At 61.2% G+C, this 16,187-nt stretch carries 17 protein-coding genes; 4 read left to right on the forward strand and 13 right to left on the reverse strand.

The window, feature by feature from the left end; all coding sequences use genetic code 11:
• Nucleotides 1-3: 3 nt before the first annotated feature.
• The 7 genes from ACP3TE_RS02175 to truB all read right to left on the reverse strand — a co-directional run bounded on the left by ACP3TE_RS02175 (nucleotide 4) and on the right by truB (nucleotide 5,473).
• Complete coding sequence (locus ACP3TE_RS02175; RefSeq protein WP_426735091.1) at nucleotides 4-879, reverse strand: ABC transporter substrate-binding protein; 876 nt, start codon at nucleotides 877-879, stop codon at nucleotides 4-6.
• Nucleotides 880-1,505: 626 nt separating this feature from the next.
• Entirely contained in the window at nucleotides 1,506-1,775 is a 270-nt protein-coding gene (rpsO, locus tag ACP3TE_RS02180; protein WP_013348393.1) for a 30S ribosomal protein S15, read from the reverse strand.
• A gap of 107 nt (nucleotides 1,776-1,882) precedes the next feature.
• The gene (locus ACP3TE_RS02185; protein WP_105661835.1) at nucleotides 1,883-2,668 is read right to left on the reverse strand and encodes a class I SAM-dependent methyltransferase; all 786 of its coding nucleotides are present in this window, start codon (nucleotides 2,666-2,668) and stop codon (nucleotides 1,883-1,885) included.
• Between the two features lie 5 nt (nucleotides 2,669-2,673).
• Nucleotides 2,674-3,627 (reverse strand): bifunctional riboflavin kinase/FAD synthetase, encoded by a 954-nt coding sequence (locus ACP3TE_RS02190; protein WP_105657289.1) that lies wholly within the window; start codon nucleotides 3,625-3,627, stop codon nucleotides 2,674-2,676.
• A 64-nt stretch (nucleotides 3,628-3,691) separates the two neighbouring features.
• Nucleotides 3,692-4,159 (reverse strand): hypothetical protein, encoded by a 468-nt coding sequence (locus tag ACP3TE_RS02195; RefSeq protein ID WP_181148828.1) that lies wholly within the window; start codon nucleotides 4,157-4,159, stop codon nucleotides 3,692-3,694.
• 10 nt (nucleotides 4,160-4,169) lie between these two features.
• Nucleotides 4,170-4,532: a hypothetical protein gene (locus ACP3TE_RS02200; RefSeq protein ID WP_105657288.1), complete on the reverse strand. Its 363-nt coding sequence runs from the start codon at nucleotides 4,530-4,532 to the stop codon at nucleotides 4,170-4,172.
• 17 nt (nucleotides 4,533-4,549) lie between these two features.
• Nucleotides 4,550-5,473 carry a tRNA pseudouridine(55) synthase TruB gene (truB, locus tag ACP3TE_RS02205; protein ID WP_105661834.1) on the reverse strand — a complete coding sequence of 308 codons (924 nt, stop codon included), beginning with the start codon at nucleotides 5,471-5,473 and terminating at the stop codon, nucleotides 4,550-4,552.
• Nucleotides 5,474-5,753: 280 nt separating this feature from the next.
• On the opposite strand from truB, the gene ACP3TE_RS02210 reads away from it, so the two are divergent.
• From ACP3TE_RS02210 to ACP3TE_RS02225, 4 genes are all read left to right on the forward strand, one after another.
• Nucleotides 5,754-6,416, forward strand: a complete 663-nt coding sequence (locus tag ACP3TE_RS02210) for a fasciclin domain-containing protein (RefSeq protein WP_105657286.1) — start codon at nucleotides 5,754-5,756, stop codon at nucleotides 6,414-6,416.
• Nucleotides 6,417-6,587: 171 nt separating this feature from the next.
• Nucleotides 6,588-7,169 (forward strand): ECF RNA polymerase sigma factor SigK, encoded by a 582-nt coding sequence (gene sigK, locus ACP3TE_RS02215; RefSeq protein WP_426735094.1) that lies wholly within the window; start codon nucleotides 6,588-6,590, stop codon nucleotides 7,167-7,169.
• Nucleotides 7,169-8,011 carry an anti-sigma factor domain-containing protein gene (locus tag ACP3TE_RS02220; RefSeq protein ID WP_105657284.1) on the forward strand — a complete coding sequence of 281 codons (843 nt, stop codon included), beginning with the start codon at nucleotides 7,169-7,171 and terminating at the stop codon, nucleotides 8,009-8,011. The genes sigK and ACP3TE_RS02220 overlap by 1 nt, the downstream gene beginning before the upstream one ends.
• Before the next feature lie 198 nt (nucleotides 8,012-8,209).
• Nucleotides 8,210-9,694 carry a molybdopterin-dependent oxidoreductase gene (locus tag ACP3TE_RS02225; RefSeq protein WP_426736178.1) on the forward strand — a complete coding sequence of 495 codons (1,485 nt, stop codon included), beginning with the start codon at nucleotides 8,210-8,212 and terminating at the stop codon, nucleotides 9,692-9,694.
• 89 nt (nucleotides 9,695-9,783) lie between these two features.
• Here the strand turns inward: ACP3TE_RS02225 and ACP3TE_RS02230 are convergent, their stop codons facing one another.
• From ACP3TE_RS02230 to rimP, 6 genes are all read right to left on the reverse strand, one after another.
• Nucleotides 9,784-10,230 carry a YdeI/OmpD-associated family protein gene (locus ACP3TE_RS02230; RefSeq protein ID WP_426735096.1) on the reverse strand — a complete coding sequence of 149 codons (447 nt, stop codon included), beginning with the start codon at nucleotides 10,228-10,230 and terminating at the stop codon, nucleotides 9,784-9,786.
• A gap of 188 nt (nucleotides 10,231-10,418) precedes the next feature.
• Nucleotides 10,419-10,853 (reverse strand): 30S ribosome-binding factor RbfA, encoded by a 435-nt coding sequence (rbfA, locus tag ACP3TE_RS02235; protein ID WP_105657282.1) that lies wholly within the window; start codon nucleotides 10,851-10,853, stop codon nucleotides 10,419-10,421.
• Nucleotides 10,854-10,954: 101 nt separating this feature from the next.
• Complete coding sequence (infB, locus tag ACP3TE_RS02240) at nucleotides 10,955-13,921, reverse strand: translation initiation factor IF-2 (protein WP_332594938.1); 2,967 nt, start codon at nucleotides 13,919-13,921, stop codon at nucleotides 10,955-10,957.
• 176 nt (nucleotides 13,922-14,097) lie between these two features.
• Nucleotides 14,098-14,418, reverse strand: coding sequence for a YlxR family protein (locus ACP3TE_RS02245; protein ID WP_105657280.1), 321 nt, complete (start codon nucleotides 14,416-14,418; stop codon nucleotides 14,098-14,100).
• A gap of 141 nt (nucleotides 14,419-14,559) precedes the next feature.
• Complete coding sequence (nusA, locus tag ACP3TE_RS02250) at nucleotides 14,560-15,543, reverse strand: transcription termination factor NusA (protein WP_105661830.1); 984 nt, start codon at nucleotides 15,541-15,543, stop codon at nucleotides 14,560-14,562.
• Between the two features lie 2 nt (nucleotides 15,544-15,545).
• Nucleotides 15,546-16,112, reverse strand: coding sequence for a ribosome maturation factor RimP (rimP, locus tag ACP3TE_RS02255; RefSeq protein WP_105657278.1), 567 nt, complete (start codon nucleotides 16,110-16,112; stop codon nucleotides 15,546-15,548).
• Between the last annotated feature and the right edge of the window lie 75 nt (nucleotides 16,113-16,187).

Below are 16,187 nucleotides of genomic sequence, written 5' to 3' on the forward strand. Positions count from 1 at the left end.
CGATTACTGCCCTTCGTTTGCGAGGTCGTTGAATTCGTTGGTGTAGTACTCGCTGGGGGTGATTTCTCCTTCGAGAATCCCCGCGTCGTTGAGCCATTGCGCCCATCTGCTGAAGTCCTCATCTTCGATGGCTGCGTGTTCGCCCAAGCCATAGCCGTTGAAGTACTGCAGGGCTTCAACGTCGTCTCCGCGATCCCTGGATTCAACGATTGCGGTGAATCTCTTGATGACCTCTTCGCGCGGATGCGTCGAAGCCCAGTCCGCTGCTTTGGCAATGCCAGTGGCCAGGGAATGCGCTGCTTCAGGGTATTGAGCGATGAAATCATCCCGAAGGACGTACTCTCCGGCATCAAAGTTGCTGAAGACTTGCGTGTCCCTGAAAACTTCTCGCAAGCCGCCTAGCTTCACCGCATGCACTTGGGAAGCCCCGGAAAGAGCGCCAACGTCGACCTGATGGGTGCGAACGGCTTGTGCGGTGTCGGTAGGTGGCAATACGACCAGCTGCACCTGCTCGATCTCTTGCGGCGTCAGGCCTTCGGATTTCAGATAGCTGCTAACGACCGCTTCGGAATGAGCGCCCAAAGTATTGACTGCAATTGTCTTGCCAATGAGGTCCCTCGGTTCTTTGATGCCGCTGTCTTCGCTCGTGTAGAACCCGACAAAGTAGTCTGCATTGGAACCATAGGATGAGACCACCGCGGTGACAGGCGATCCAGCTTCCTGCAGCTTCACCACTGCTCCGGAGAACGCGCTGCCGATCTCGGTGGCGCCGGTGGCTGTGTTCTGGATCGCCGAGGGCCCGCTGGAGTTGTTGCCAACCCATTCCAAGGACACACCGTCAAGGTAGCCCAGGTCTTCAGCCAGCTCCGGAAGGGTCACGGTATTGGCGCTTCCTTCGTAGCGGACGGTTATTGTGCCGTCAGGGTTCTCAAGATCCGTGCCGTGAGCTGACGCAGTGCATGAGGCTAAAAAGAACGCTGCTGCCGTCAGCCCCGCCGCCGTGCCCATGCTTCGAAAGTTCAACCGTTTGAAATTATTCATCCCTGTTCCCCTCTATTTCGCGCTTTTTCCGTGCTTGGTAGCCATGCAACCACTTGGGCGGCGCCTCGGAAAGGGCATGGAAAACTGGAGAAACGAGAAGAAACCTGAGGTCAAAGTGACCTTCAGGTTTCGGAAGATGTCGCGGATGGCTCATTAGCCTTAGCCCAACGGTATGTGGCTCCACAGGAAGGTCAGATACCGAGATATTCGGGGCGGAATTTAATCCGGGGAAACGTTAGCGGGAGCGTCCAAGGCCTCTCCGACGCCTGTTCCGTCATGTGCTTGCCTGCGGGATGAGCCTGGGAGAGCAGGAATTCATCCGATTCTTGCCTCTGTCGATTACTGATCTTGATTCGTGCCGGCAAATAGCGAACACATGAGCGGCGTTGCCAAGGTCCGGAGGCAAAGAAAAATCCCCGACTCCTGAAGCGGAGACGGGGAATTTCTTGCTCTGAAGCAGAGGACTACTTGCGCAGGCCCAGACGCTCGATCAGCGAACGGTAACGCTCGATGTCGGTGTTCTTCAGGTAGCCGAGCATACGACGACGACGACCAACCAGAGCCATCAGGCCACGGCGGGTGTGGTGATCATGCTTGTGCATCTTCAGGTGCTCGGTCAGGTCCGAAATACGGCGGGACATGACGGCAATCTGAACCTCAGGCGAACCGGTGTCACCCTCGTGGGTAGCGTAAGCCTTGATGATTTCGTTCTTGATAGTGGCATCCAATGCCATAACAAACTCCTAGAGTTGGACCGCGTTCATAAGTCGGTGCGAACGTCGAGACGCTCACGGCGGAAACTCGCAACCGCGGACTGCAGCGAGAACCATCGCCAATCATATCACCGACGGGTGCGCCGGCGGGACCTCCAGGCATGGGTGAGATAGGGCACCTGCACCTTTGCGTCCTGCTCGTGCCCCAGATGCTCCTGCCAATACCAGGCCAAGTTCGCTTCCACCTTGGCGCGGGTAGTTTCTGAAGACTTGCGGTAGTAGCTGCGGGATTTGGTCAGCTCGACGATCTCGTGGAAATCCAGTTCCATGGACCAATGCCAGATGCCATGCTCCGGCTTCTGGAACTGGGGTCCCAACGGCGGCTCCAGCTCCGGCCGGTGCACATCGCCGGCATGCATGATGCGTGCCAAGCGGTGAACCCAGGGAATGGCGACATCCAGCTGATTCCACAGCAGGGTGAGCCAACCGCCATCATGGAGCAATCGGGCCGCTTCGGCACTGGCTTGAGGGTGGTCCACCCAGTGCCATGCCTGGGCATAGGTCACCAGGCCAGCGCTATCGGCCTCCAAGCCGGTCGCTTCACCTGCGGCGCAGGTTACCTCGATCGCCGGCAGCCGCTTGGACAGGACCGAGAGCATTTCTGCCGATGGGTCTACGGCCCTGACTTCCAGGCCTGCACGGATGAGCTGTTCGGTGAAGATCCCCGAACCGCAGCCGATGTCAATGGCACTCACCGGTCGGTGCTGCAGCGTGAATTCCAAGGCTTCCTGCGGATAGGAAGGACGGATCTTGTCGTAGCTTTCGGCATCGGCTTGGAAAGCGGAAGCTAATTCATCGCGGCGCTGGGCGCCCACGACGAAGGCCCGCTGCGGCAATGATGGTATCTCAGCCATGATTCCTAGTGGCGTTCTATAGCCAGCACCGCACGGGCCTGGTCAACGTCCTCGGTCATCTGCTCAATGAGGGCTTCGATGCCGCGGTAGGCAACCATCGGACGCAGGTGGGAAATGAACTCAACGACAATCTGCTGTCCGTACAGATCGAAATCTTCCACGCCTTCTTCGGGCCGGTCAATCACGTGGGCTTCAACCACTCGGGAGACGCCATCGAAGGTGGGGTTCGACCCGACGGAAATTGCTGCTGGCCAACGCACCTCGGCCTCGTCGATCACCCAGCCGGCATAGACCCCATCGGCGGGGATGATGCCGGTGGCTTCGGTGTCCAGATTCGCGGTGGGAAATCCCAGCTCGCGTCCACGGGCATGGCCATGGACTACTTCTCCGCGCATGCGATGCGGCCGGCCGAGGATCGCGGCGGCAGCTTCGACATTGCCGGCGGCTAGTTCTTCACGGACCCAGGTCGAGGACAAGCGGCGCTTGTCCCCTACGTCTTCGACACCTATGACTTCAAAACCGTATTTGGTGCCCAGTTCCTGCATGTAGCTGAAGTCCCCGGAATTGCCGCGGCCAAAACGCACATCATGCCCGACCACAACGGCCACGGCATTCAGCTTCTCTACGATGATGGAGCGAACGAACTCTTCAGCGCTCTGGTCCGCGAATTCCAGGGTGTAGTGGATCATCAGCGTGGCATCCAGGCCAACGCTGGCCAAGGTGTCCACGCGGTCAGCCAGACCCATGATCAATTCAGGAGCATCATCGGGACGGTGCACCAGCGCCGGGTGCGGGTCGAAAGTGATCGCTACCGATTGAGCCGAGCGTGCTTTGGCCTGCGCGACAGCTGCATCCAGCACCTCGCAATGGCCCAGGTGGACACCATCAAAGTTGCCAATGGTCACGACAGTGGGAGCCATATCCGCGGGGACGGCATCCAAGCCCTTCCAATAGTGCACTTTGCTCCTTCAGAAATTCTGCTGCGGTGGATGGAAAACCCACCGTGGTAATTCTTGCACGTCTTTAGGCGTGACGCTCATTACGGTTACGGTACAGCCACCACAAGCCGACAATCGGCAGCACCAGTGGAACGTAGCCGTATCCTTCGCCGAAACCGCTCCACACCGACGGATGGGCGAAGTCTTCGGGGTGGGTCAGCGACAAGATGCCGACCACGATCACGCCTGCCAATTCAACGGCTACCGCCCAGAGCGAAACCAGCCAGGCACCACGCTTGGCTGAAGACAGCGAGAATGTGGCAAGGATATAGACCAGGCCAGAAAACAGCGACAGGCTGTAGGCGATCGGCGCTTCGTCGAATTTGCTCATGATCTGGTACACCGCGCGCACGCTCGCCGCCAGGGCGAGGATGCCGTACACGGCAATGATCACCCGGCCCAGTCCGGTGGACCGGCTTGGCTTGGGGGCCTTATTGGTGCTGCGCGCCTGAGCGGCCTGCATGATTCGCGAATTTCGCGGCTTTTCACCCATGTGAGTACTCCTACTGCCAGATCTGTTCCATGCGGAACACCATTACGAAGGTGACGGCGGCCGACGCGGCCAGCACGGCGTTGGACCAACGGCTCTTCTCGCTGATCGCCCAGAAGAAGGCCACCGGCGGCATGATCAGCGCTGTGATGAAGTAGCCCCAGAATTCCACCGGGTCGCCTTGCACCGCATTTCCCCCGACCTGGCGGATCGCGGCCGCGATGCCGTAGGCAATCAGGAAAAGCTCGGTGGCCACCGCACCGATCAGCGCCCAGTCATCCGGGTGCTTGCGGATAGCGGTTGCGATAACTGCCACCAGCAATGCCAGTGCGCAGACCACCGCTCCGGCGATGAAGAATCCATTGACGGCAATCAAGCCAGTTCCTTTCGGGATTACTTAGCGGTGAAGACCAAGGCCGTACGCGCCTTGTCGCCCTTGTCTTCCAGCAGTGCGACCAGCACGCCATTGGGAGCGAAAGCCGCAACGGTCTGGCCTTCGGCAATGTCCATGCCCAGATGCGAGGCGGGGATGGTGCGGCCGAAAGACAATTCCACGGCTTCGTCGACGCTGACCGTGCGGTTCGGGAACAGCGCGGCAGCAGCCTTTTCGATTGGGAGAATCTCGAATTCCCCGGCCAGCTGCTCCAGGGTGCGGGTGAGTTCGATCTTGTATGGGCCCACCTCGGTACGGCGCAGCGCCGTCAGGTGCCCGCCAACGTTCAATGCTTCGCCCAGGTCGCGGGCCAACGCCCGGATGTAGGTTCCAGAAGAGCACGATACCGTGACGTCGACGTCGAGGATCTTGCCGCCGTTTTCGCGGCGCACCTCATGGATCTCGAACCGCGAAATGGTGACCGGGCGGGCCTTGAGTTCTACCTGTTCGCCAGCGCGCACGCGAGCGTAGGAACGCTTGCCATCGACCTTGATGGCCGAGACCGAGCTCGGAATCTGCTCGATGTCTCCGCGCAGCTGGGCGATCTCGCGCTCGATGTCTTCGTCGCTGACCGCTGCGGCGATGCGCTCGGAAATGATTTCGCCTTCGGCATCGTCCGTGACGGTGTTCTGCCCCAGCCGGATGGTGGCGGTGTAGGTCTTGTCGTGGCCGACGATGTAGGTCAGCAGCCGGGTTGCCTTGTTCACGCCGATAACCAGCACGCCGGTGGCCATGGGGTCCAGGGTGCCGGCGTGGCCGACTTTTCGAGTCCCTGCAAGTCTGCGGATGCGACCGACCACATCGTGGGAGGTCATTCCCTGCTCTTTGTCGACTAATACGAGGCCTGAGGCCTGCTCTTGCGTGTTCTGCCCGGCTTTACTCACGCCTTCCAGTATATGGCTTGTGCAGAGAATAAGGCTGTCGCTGGTTCCAAGCGTGGCAGATCCCACTTGCAGCCTATTTCCATGAGCCGGCAATGCTCCGGGACCGGGCCCGCCAGCCCGTGGATCCGGCAGCTTCACGGCCTGCCAGCAAGACGCAAAAAAAATTTCCAAGAGAATCCAATCCGTCGGGCAACCTGCCCCGAATGCTCATTGACAACCTGATCCGCACGGACAGGAAAAGGACCGACGACATCAGTCGCGGCGAAGCAAGGAGAAAATCATGAAGCGCACATACAGCAAAGTCGCTGGAGCATTCGGGCTCATCGCAGTCGCCGCCATGGGACTGAGCGCCTGCTCGACCGGTTCGGAAACCATGGAATCGCCCACGGCGTCCGCCTCGGAAAGCAGCTCGCCCATGGCCAGCGAATCGGCAATGGATCCAGCAAGCAATCTTGTGGGCAAGGGTTGCGCGGCCTACGCCGAAGCAGTCCCGACCGGTGATGGCTCGGTAGCCGGAATGGCCCAGGATCCAGTGGCCGTCGCTGCCTCGAACAACCCGCTGCTGACCACCCTGACTTCTGCAGTCTCCGGTGAGCTGAATCCTGATGTCGATCTCGTCGATACCCTCAATGGCGGCGAATTCACCGTCTTCGCACCGGTTGACGACGCCTTCGCGGCAATCCCGAAGGATGACCTGTCCGCAGTTGCCAAGGACGCCGACACCCTGACCAGCATCCTGACCTACCACGTCGTTTCCGGCCAGATTGCACCAGATGATCTTCCCGGAACCCACGCAACGGTCCAGGGCGAAGAAGTGGAAGTCACCGGCAGCGGCGACGATCTGGAAGTCAACGGGGCTTCGGTTATCTGCGGCGGCGTGCAGACCGCCAACGCAACCGTGTACCTGGTGGACACCGTCCTGATGCCACCGGCAAAGAAGTAGTACAGCAAGAATCATCAAGGCCGCTGGCATGAAGGTGGTGCATGGAATACCTTCCAGGCATCACCTTCGCCGGTGCAACGGGAACCTGGTTCCCTTGGACGGATCTTTTCGCAAAACGCCACGCCACAGCAGATAGCCGCTTAGCCACAGATGCATGAGACCCTAGGATTCATGAGTTCCAATAGACTCGATGCCATGGAAGACGATTCCGTGAAAACGCCAGACGTCCTGCTGCAACAGGTCGCGCTGGGAGATGAATCTGCCTTCGAATCGCTCTATGGTGCCATGGCTTCACGGGTCTTCGGACTCGTGCTGCGGGTGCTTCGCGATAATGCACAGAGCGAAGAAGTCACCCAGGAAGTGTTTGTCGAAGCGTGGCAACAGGCAAGGCGCTTTGATCCGACGCGTGGCACGGCAGCATCATGGCTGCTGACTATTGCCCACCGCCGGGCCGTCGACCGGGTGCGAGCAAGCCAAGCGAGCCAGGACCGGGATTTGCGCGTTGGAATCAAGGAATTCCAGGACAGCTACGACGACGTGGAAGAGAATGCCATCTTGCACGACGAGACCATGCGCGTAGCCCAAGCCCTGCAGCGGCTCACCGCCCCGCAACGCGAGGCGATACACCTGGCCTACTTCGGCGGATACACCCACACGGAAGTCGCAGAGCTGCTGAAAATACCGGTGGGAACCGCGAAAACGCGAATACGCGATGGAATGGGCAAACTTCGAGAACTGATGGGAGCGGCGTAATGGACAAGCACGAGAACGAGCTGACCGACAGCTTCGCCCTGGATGCTCTGGAAGACAAGGAACGCGAAGCCCTCCAGCATGGGGGTCCCGACTCTGCCCAGGCACGCCGGGAACTGGATGCCCTGCAGGAAACTGCTGGACTGCTCGGCTTGTCAGCGCAACCGGTCAATCCTCCGGCCCGGCTGAAGAACAACATCATGGCCGCTATCCGCACTACCGAGCAATTGGCACCTGTGCAGGAGACGGCCCTCGATCACGACGGCGCCCAGGCACAGGACCCAATAGCTCCTGCTGAACCAGCTGCTCCTGCTGAACGGGAAACCGAAACCGCTGCAACGCACCAGGCCCCGCAAGCTGGCGCAGAACGCGGCCCGCAGCGCTTCTTCGCCTTGGCCGCCGGCGTCCTGCTGCTCGCAGCGGTGGCTCTGGGCGGCTTGGCCATCAACCAGAATTCCCAGCAGCGCGAGCTGGAAAGCCAGATGGCCGCCATGGCCTCGCATCAAGAAGAGCTCAGCCGCATCCTGGCTGCCCCAGATGCCAAGTCGAAAACGCAGACACTGGACGACGGCGCGCGAATCACGCTGTCCTATTCTGCCGACGAAGGCCTGATGGCGGTGTCCACCTCGGGCATGCCAGCCTTGTCCAGCGACAAAGGCTACGAGCTGTGGCTGATCTCGGCAGAAGGGGCGGTTCCTGCGGGAATGCTCACCGGCGGTGATGCCAACGGCATGATCATGGTTTCGGATCCAATGAAGGGCATCACGCACTTCGGGATCACGGTCGAGCCGGCCACCGGCTCCCCTGCCCCGACAACAGACCCCATCATGGTCCAATCGCTGTGAGCATGCGGAAGTTCTTGTAGCCTTTTCCAATCCGCAATGCTGCCCGTTCCGAAAACACTGTGAGAAGTTGTTCCCCTGCATTCTGCAGGGGAACATGGACCGCAACGCATGAGGTGAGTGGCAGTGGGCATTTGGCAGAAGCGCAGCAGCAGTAAACTCGTATTCCACGCGGTGGCTGGAATTTGCTCGGCCGCAATCATGTTTGCCGTGGCCCAATTCGCCTCGGCATTTTTCAACAATGCATCCTCGCCGTTTTTCGCGCTGGGTTCAGCCATCATCGACCTGACTCCCCCATGGCTCAAGGACTTCGCCATCGCGACCTTCGGGACCAATGACAAGTTGGCGTTATTCATTTCCATCGGTGCAGCCGCCGCAGTCCTGGCGGCGATGATCGGCCTGATCGCCAAGCGCAGTTTTGCGCTGGCCTGCACGGCCATCATCGGCTTGGCCGTACTGCTCTCCAGTGCCGTGGCCGCTCGTGCTTCCACCAGCCTGCTGGATATCATCCCGACGGTACTGGGCGCGATCGCCGGTATCGGGCTTCTGCAGTGGCTGACCCGGCTGGCTGCGGACGCGGCCCCAAGGCAGGACGAAGGTGCCAACGCGACGGGTCCAAGCCGCAGGAAGTTCTTAATCGGCGCAGCCCTGTCCCTGGCCACCGCGGCCGTCGCCACCGGTGTTTCCACCTCGCTGTCGGCATCGCGGAATATGGCCGCCGCCGCCCGCAAGGCCTTGCGCCTGCCTGCGGCCCGGACCAAGGCGGAACCCCTGCCCGAAGGTGTGCAGGTAGAAGTAGCGGACATGCCCCGCTTCGTGACGCCCAACCAGGATTTCTACCGCATCGATACCGCGCTTTCGGTGCCGCAGATCGACCCGAACCAGTGGTCGCTGCGCGTGCACGGCATGGTGGAGAAGGAATTCACCGTGAATTTCGACGAACTGCTGGGCGAAGAACTCGTGGAAACCTATCTGACGCTCACTTGCGTGTCGAATCCCGTCGGCGGCGATCTGGTAGGCAACGCGAAATGGCTGGGCTACCCGCTGCGTAAGCTGCTGGAGCGCGCGGTTCCGCAGGCCGGCGCGGATATGGTGCTTTCGACTTCGCATGACGGTTTCAGCGCCTCCACCCCGCTCCAAGCACTCACCGACGACCGGATGGCTTTGCTGGCCATCGGCATGAACGGCGAGCCGCTGCCTTTCGAGCATGGTTTCCCGGTGCGCATGGTGGTTCCAGGTCTCTACGGCTACGTGTCGGCCACCAAATGGGTGGTCGATTTGGAAGTGACGCGGTTCCAGGACAAGGCGGCCTACTGGACTACTCGCGGCTGGTCCGAACGCGGTCCAATCAAGATGTCTTCCCGCATCGATACCCCTCGCCCGTTCGCCCAGGTGCCTGCCGGAGAAGTCGTCTTGGGCGGAACTGCATGGGCGCAGACCCGGGGCATTTCGCGTGTGCAGGTGCAGATCGATGACGGACCGTGGGCAGATGCCCATCTGGCGACCGAAGCCTCGTTGGATACCTGGCGGCAGTGGCGCTTCGTGTGGAAGGACGCAGCACCCGGAACGCACTCGGCAACCGTCCGCGCCTATGATGCACAGGGCAAGCTGCAGACCAGCGAGAAAGCCAACCCGGTGCCCAATGGCGCCAGCGGCTGGCAGCGCCTGCAATTCACCGTGCAGTAGCTCCGGGGCACCGGTGGGTTGTTCACACTGCTGCCGACTGCGACCGGGGCTGGCTGGCCTGCTGGCTCAGCGGGCATGGCCCCGGCAGGCTAGTGGCTGCGCAGCGTCTTGATGACCTTCTCGACCCGGCGCGTCCTGGTGTCCTCGCCGCGGGCAGCCACGATGGGGTCCACGTGGCCGCGCTGCTTGCTGTAGGACAGCTTGTTCCAGGCGTCCAGCAGCTCGGGCTCGGCGGAGAGCAGCACGGCCAGCGGTTCGGGGATTTCGACGGTGCGCGGTTCCTCGTCCAGTTCGAGTTTCACACTGATTTCATCGGCCGCACCCTTGCCCGTGGCAGCACGGGTCTCGGAGCTGAAGGAAATGAGGAACTGCCCGTGCATGGAAGAAATGCTGTTCCGGTACGTGTAGTCCCCGTCAATGCACACGATGACCGGCACGCGCTTGCCGCGGCCGAATCCGAGCACGATGCCATCGGGAACCACGATGCCCACGTTGTTCCCGCCGGTTGCGCTCAATGTTGTGGTGAATTCTGGCATGTGCTGCACCTTTGGTCGGATCCGGCGGTTTCTGATCACGCTATCCCACCATCTTCCCGGCGACCAGGCTTCGGCAGGGATTCGCGCTTCGCTGTGAGGGTAATCGAGGCCAACGCACAACGCCCCGGCCAGCACGCAATGCGTGCTGGCCGGGGCGTTACTCCAGTCAGGATGAAGCCCAGAAACCCTTAGGCTTCTTCGGCGTCCTCGTCCTTCTTGTACGGGTCCTGGTCTCCGGCGAAGTCCTTGCCTTCGCGCAGAGCTGCAACCTCGGCGTCCTTCTCGCGGGCCTTGGCCAGCAGTTCCTCCAGGTGCGAGGCACCCTCGGGGATTTCGTCGGCGACGAATGCCAGCGTCGGGGTCAGGCGGATGGTCAGATTGCGGCCCAATTCCTTGCGCAGGGCACCGCCACGCTTTTCCAGCATGGTAGCGATGTCCTTCTTCATCTCGTCATCGCCAAAGACGGTGTAGTACACCGTAGCGTGCTGCAGGTCGTTGGTGACGCGAGCGTCGGTCACGGTGACGTTGTCAATGCGCTCGTCCTTGATGACGTTGCGCAGCGACTGGGCCATGAGGACCTGTACGCGCTTAGCCAGGCGTGCGGCGCGGGCTGAATCAGCCATGGTTTTCTCCTAATGGTTCAAAACTCGTGGGCGCTTGACCAAAGCTTATCGGTCAAACGCCCACGAATCAGTGAGTCACACTGCTAATTGCTTGTCGGCAATTAGTCGCGTGGCTTTTCGCGCATCTCGAAGGTCTCGATGATGTCGCCTTCCTTGATGTCGTTGAACGACCCCAGGCCGATACCGCATTCGAAGCCCTCGCGGACCTCGGTGACATCGTCCTTTTCGCGGCGCAGCGAATCGATGTTCAGGTTGTCGCCCACGACGTTGCCGTCGCGTACCAGGCGAGCCTTGGTGTTGCGCTTGATGGTGCCCGAGCGGATGATCGAACCGGCAATGTTGCCGAACTTCGAGGAGCGGAAGACCATGCGGATCTCGGCGGTGCCGAGGGCCACTTCTTCGAACTCCGGCTTGAGCATGCCCTTGAGCGCATTCTCGATGTCGTCGATAGCGGAGTAGATGACCGAGTAGAAGCGCATGTCGACGCCCTCCTTGTCGGCCAGTTCTGCCACGCGCTCGGCTGGGCGGACGTTGAAGCCAATGATGATGGCGTTGTCCACGGTTGCCAAGTTGACGTCGTTCTGGGTGATCGCACCGACACCGCGGTGGATCACGCGCAGCTGCACATCGTCGCCGACCTCGATCTTCATCAGCGAGTCTTCCAGTGCTTCAACAGCACCGGAAGCGTCACCCTTGAGGATCAGGTTCAGGGTATCGATCTTGCCATCGGCAACAGCCTTGTCGAAGTCTTCCAAGGTGATGCGCTTGCGGCGCTTGGCCAGCATTGCGTTGCGCTCTGCGGTTTCGCGCTTGTCAGCGATCTGGCGGGCGGTGCGCTCGTCTTCGGTGATCAGGAAGCCGTCGCCAGCACGCGGGACCGAGGACATGCCCAGGACCTGTACCGGACGCGATGGCAGTGCCACGTCGAGGTTTTCGCCGTTCTCGTTGAACATTGCACGCACGCGGCCGTGGGCGGTGCCCACCACCATGGTGTCGCCAACGCAGAGGGTACCGGACTGGACCAGGACGGTAACAACCGAACCACGGCCCTTATCCAGGTTCGCTTCAATGGCCACGCCACGAGCGGACTTGTCCGGGTTGGCCTTGAGCTCAAGCACGTCCGAGGTCAGCAGGACAGCGTCCAGCAGCTCGTCGATGCCCTGCTTCTGCAGTGCCGAAACCTTCACGAACATGGTGTCGCCACCGTATTCTTCTGGAACCAAACCGTATTCGGTCAGCTGGCCCATGACCTTGTCAGGGTTGGCGCCTTCCTTATCGATCTTGTTCACAGCGACGATGATCGGCACGCCGGCAGCCTGTGCGTGGTTCAGTGCTTCCACGGTCTGCGGCATGACGCCGTCATCCGCGGCGACAACCAGCACGGCCACGTCAGTGACCTCGGCACCACGGGCACGCATGGCGGTGAACGCCTCGTGGCCCGGGGTATCGATGAAGGTCATTGCGCGATCGCGGCCCTCATGGATGTGGTTGATCTGGTACGCACCGATGTGCTGGGTGATGCCGCCATGCTCGCCCTCGATAACGTTCGACTTGCGGATAGCATCCAGCAGTCGGGTCTTACCGTGGTCGACGTGGCCCATGATGGTGATGACTGGGGCGCGCTCTTCAAGCACGTCTTCGCCTTCAGCCTCAAGTTCGGCGTCCAGGTCCAGGCCGAAGCCTTCGAGCAGTTCCTTGTCTTCGTCCTCAGGGGAGACGACAAGCACCTTGTAGCCCAGCTCTTCGCCGAGTACCTCGAAGGTTGCCTCATCCAGCGACTGGGTGGCGGTAGCCATTTCACCGAGGTGGAACAGTACGGTCACCAGTGCTGCTGGGTTCGCGCCAATCTTGTCGGCGAAGTCGGTGATCGACGCGCCGCGGCGCAGACGGATCTCGGTGTCGCCGTTGCCGCGTGGAACATTCACGCCGCCCAATGACGGAGCACTCATCTGCTCCAATTCCTGGCGCTTTGCGCGCTTGGACTTGCGCTGCTTGCCGCGACCGGCGCCTCCCTTGCCGAAAGCACCGCCAACGCCACCGCGACCGCGTGGTGCACCTGGGCGGAAGCCGCCACCGGTACCGCTGCCGCCACCGCTGCCGCCACCTGGGCGACCGCGGCCGCCGGCACCTGCACCTGGACGTCCGCCGCCAGCTGGCGCTGGACGATCGGTGCGGTTAGGCATCATGCGCGGGGTTGCCGTGGTACCTGCGCCAGCACCTGGGCGTGGACCGCCGGCACCTGCTGGGCGTGGGCCACCTGCGCCGGCTGGGCGTGGAGCGCCCTGGCCTGCTGGGCGTGGACCGCCGGCACCTGCTGGACGTGGACCGCGCTGGCCGTCACGCGCCGGACGTGGACCGCCCTGGCCGTCACGAGCCGGACGTGGACCGCCGGCACCTGCTGGGCGTGGACCGCGCTGGCCGTCGCGTGGTGGGCGAGGACCGCCCTGGCCGCCTTCGCCGCGCATACCCTGCTGCGAGGAGAACGGGTTGTTGCCTGGGCGTGGACCGCCCGGACGAGGTGCGCCTGGACGTGGGGCACGACCGCCTTCGCGGTTGCCGCCACCACGGCGTTCGCCGGACTCAGCGCCGCGCATACCCTGCTGGGAAGAGAACGGGCTGTTGCCTGGGCGTGGAGCGCCTGGCTTCGGAGCTGGCTTGGCACCTGGCTTCGGTGCCGGGGCTGCACCTGGCAATGGAGCGCCAGGGGTTGCCTTCGCGACCGGAGCTGCAGGCGCCGCAGGTGCGGCTGGGGCTGCAGGAGCCGGAGCTGCCGCAGCTGGCTTAACGCCTGGCTTCGGGGCCGAGGCACCTGGGGTAGCAGCCGGCTTGGAAGCCGACTTCGGTGCTCCAGGGGTCGCTGGCTTGGCGGCGGCTGGCTTGGCAGCAGCTGCTGGCTTAGCGGCACCGTTGGAACCTGGGAATGCGTCGCGCAGCTTGCGCGCTACTGGCGGTTCAACGGTCGAGGATGCCGAGCGAACGAATTCGCCCATGTCCTGCAACTTGGTTAGTGCTTCTTTTGAAGTGATTCCGAGCTCTTTAGCGAGCTCGTGAACGCGGGGTTTAGCCACATCTCTCCTGTGTCGATGTGATCTGCTCAAACCCCGGTATCAAAAGATAAATCTTTAGATCAGCGGTCTGGCAGATCAGCTGTGTAATTCGTGAAATTCTTCCGTCGCACGGTGGATCACGCAGAACTGATTGTTCATCGTTGTGCGCTCAGCATTGCCGACTCATCGGGTTGCCATCAGATTTCTGACCCGCTTTCATCATGTTTGCCAGATAGCTGGTTGCTTGCCAGCTGATCTTCGTATGCAGTGAATTCCTGCAGCACCTGCGAATCGTCTACCGCAGACCTGAAGGCCCGCGCGAACGCCCGGCGCTGCACCGCTTGCTGCACACACTTTTCGGTCCCGTGGGTCCAAGTGCCCCGCCCGGAAGCGGAACCCTGTTGATCCAAACTCACCGCATGCAGCGGTGTACCGTCTTTCAGGACCCAACGGAGCAGCTCATTTTTACTGGTTACGGTTCGACAGCCAATGCACGTGCGTTGCTGATGCAGCTTCATGCGAGCGCCGTCGCCACCTTCCCTAGTTATTACGAGCCATCTACTAGTCTAGCGCGTTTGGACGCCATAGCACGCATGAGTTGTGGCTCACACGCAGCTAGGCTTCCAACACGCTGAACTGGAATTATTTCCCGCAGCTGCTTAGAGCTGCGGTTCCTTGCCGCCCGAGGCAGCCAGGATGTCAATGCGCCAGCCGGTCAACTTGGCAGCAAGGCGAGCGTTCTGGCCTTCCTTGCCGATTGCCAGCGAGAGCTGGGAGTCGGGAACAACCACGCGAGCACGGCGTTCGGCTTCGTCCAGGATCTCTACCGAGACGACCTTCGATGGAGACAGGGCCGCGGCGATGAACTTCGCTGGATCCTCGTTGTAGTCAACGATGTCGATCTTCTCGTCGTTCAGTTCGTTCATCACGGCGCGCACGCGGGTTCCCATTTCACCGATGCAAGCGCCCTTGGCGTTGACACCGGCCTTGGTTGCGCGCACAGCAATCTTGGTACGGTGGCCAGCTTCACGAGCCAGTGCCTCGACCGTGACGGTGCCGTCAGCGATTTCTGGAACTTCCATTTCGAACAGCAGGCGAACCAGGTTCGGGTGGGAACGGGACAGGGTAACGGCTGGGCCCTTGTTGCCGCGCTCAGCGGAAACAACGTAGGCGCGCAGGCGGTTTCCGTGCTGGTACTTCTCGCCTGGGGACTGCTCAACTGGTGGCAGCAGCGCTTCCAGATCACCGATCTTGACCTGCACCATATGCGAGGAGTAGCCCTGCTGGATGACGCCGGAGATCAGGGTGCCAACGCGGGCTGCGAACTCGCCGACAACCTGCGCATCTTCAGCTTCACGCAGGCGCTGCATGATTACCTGGCGGGCGGTGGAGGCGGCGATGCGGCCGAAACCGTGCGGGGTGTCGTCGAATTCGCCCAGCAGCACGCCGGCGTTGTCGCGGTCCTCTACCAGGATCGCCACATGGCCGTTGCTGCGCTCAATGTGCGCGCGGGCGCCAGGCATGGCGCCTTCGGTCTTGTTGTAAGCCAGCAGCAGTGCCGACTCGATGGTCGGAATCAAAACATCCATTGGGATGTCGCGGTCTTTTTCCAGGATGCGCAGCGCATTCAGATCGATATCCACGCTTAGCCCTCCAAATCTTCAGTATCGGCAGTGTCAAATAGTGCGTCATCGAAGTTCAGCTCTGGATCGACAACAGCTTTACGGATATTTTCAAAGGCATAGGCCGCAGGATCGAGCACCTTGACCTTCATGCCCTTCTTGGCCGGCTCGCGGTGCTCAGCAATCAACACGTCGCCGTCGTTGACCTCAAGCAGGCGCCCGCGAAGCTTCGTGCCGTCGGCCAGCGAAATCTTGACCATGCGGTTGAGGGCGCGGATCCAGTGGCGCTGGGCAGTCAATGGGCGGGAGAGTCCTGGGGAACTGACTTCGAGTTCGTAAGGAGCCGACGATGCGTAGACGGCGTCCTTGTCCAGAGCGTTGGAGATGGTGGTGGTAACTTCACCAAGTTCATCGAGAGTCAGCGTTTCGTGACCGTCGGCCTTGTCGACGATGATCTGCACGATCATCTGCTTGCCGGAGGGACGCAAGGCGACTTCCTCCAGGAGAAGCCCGTGGGATTCTACTTCCTTGGAGAGCAATGCAGTCAGACGCTGCGCTTCCTGTTCGGTATCGGCCGGCATTCCGGTCATGGATATCCTCCCACGCTATTCGATGTTGTCCGTTAAGCCTATATTGCGTTCCGCTCATTGAGAACATCTAAACGG

The sequence above is a fragment of the Glutamicibacter sp. 2E12 genome, from assembly GCF_050030965.1.
In the GTDB taxonomy this organism is placed as follows: Bacteria; Actinomycetota; Actinomycetes; order Actinomycetales; family Micrococcaceae; genus Glutamicibacter.

Coding starts and splice junctions, on each gene's coding strand:
- sigK (WP_426735094.1), top strand. CDS start 6,588: ATGAGTTCCAATAGACTCGATGCCATGGAAGACGATTCCGTGAAAACG.
- rpsO (WP_013348393.1), bottom strand. CDS start 1,775: ATGGCATTGGATGCCACTATCAAGAACGAAATCATCAAGGCTTACGCT.
- ACP3TE_RS02185 (WP_105661835.1), bottom strand. CDS start 2,668: ATGGCTGAGATACCATCATTGCCGCAGCGGGCCTTCGTCGTGGGCGCC.
- rbfA (WP_105657282.1), bottom strand. CDS start 10,853: ATGGCTGATTCAGCCCGCGCCGCACGCCTGGCTAAGCGCGTACAGGTC.
- ACP3TE_RS02225 (WP_426736178.1), top strand. CDS start 8,210: ATGTTTGCCGTGGCCCAATTCGCCTCGGCATTTTTCAACAATGCATCC.
- ACP3TE_RS02220 (WP_105657284.1), top strand. CDS start 7,169: ATGGACAAGCACGAGAACGAGCTGACCGACAGCTTCGCCCTGGATGCT.
- ACP3TE_RS02210 (WP_105657286.1), top strand. CDS start 5,754: ATGAAGCGCACATACAGCAAAGTCGCTGGAGCATTCGGGCTCATCGCA.
- rimP (WP_105657278.1), bottom strand. CDS start 16,112: ATGACCGGAATGCCGGCCGATACCGAACAGGAAGCGCAGCGTCTGACT.
- ACP3TE_RS02230 (WP_426735096.1), bottom strand. CDS start 10,230: ATGCCAGAATTCACCACAACATTGAGCGCAACCGGCGGGAACAACGTG.
- ACP3TE_RS02195 (WP_181148828.1), bottom strand. CDS start 4,159: ATGGGTGAAAAGCCGCGAAATTCGCGAATCATGCAGGCCGCTCAGGCG.
- ACP3TE_RS02245 (WP_105657280.1), bottom strand. CDS start 14,418: ATGAAGCTGCATCAGCAACGCACGTGCATTGGCTGTCGAACCGTAACC.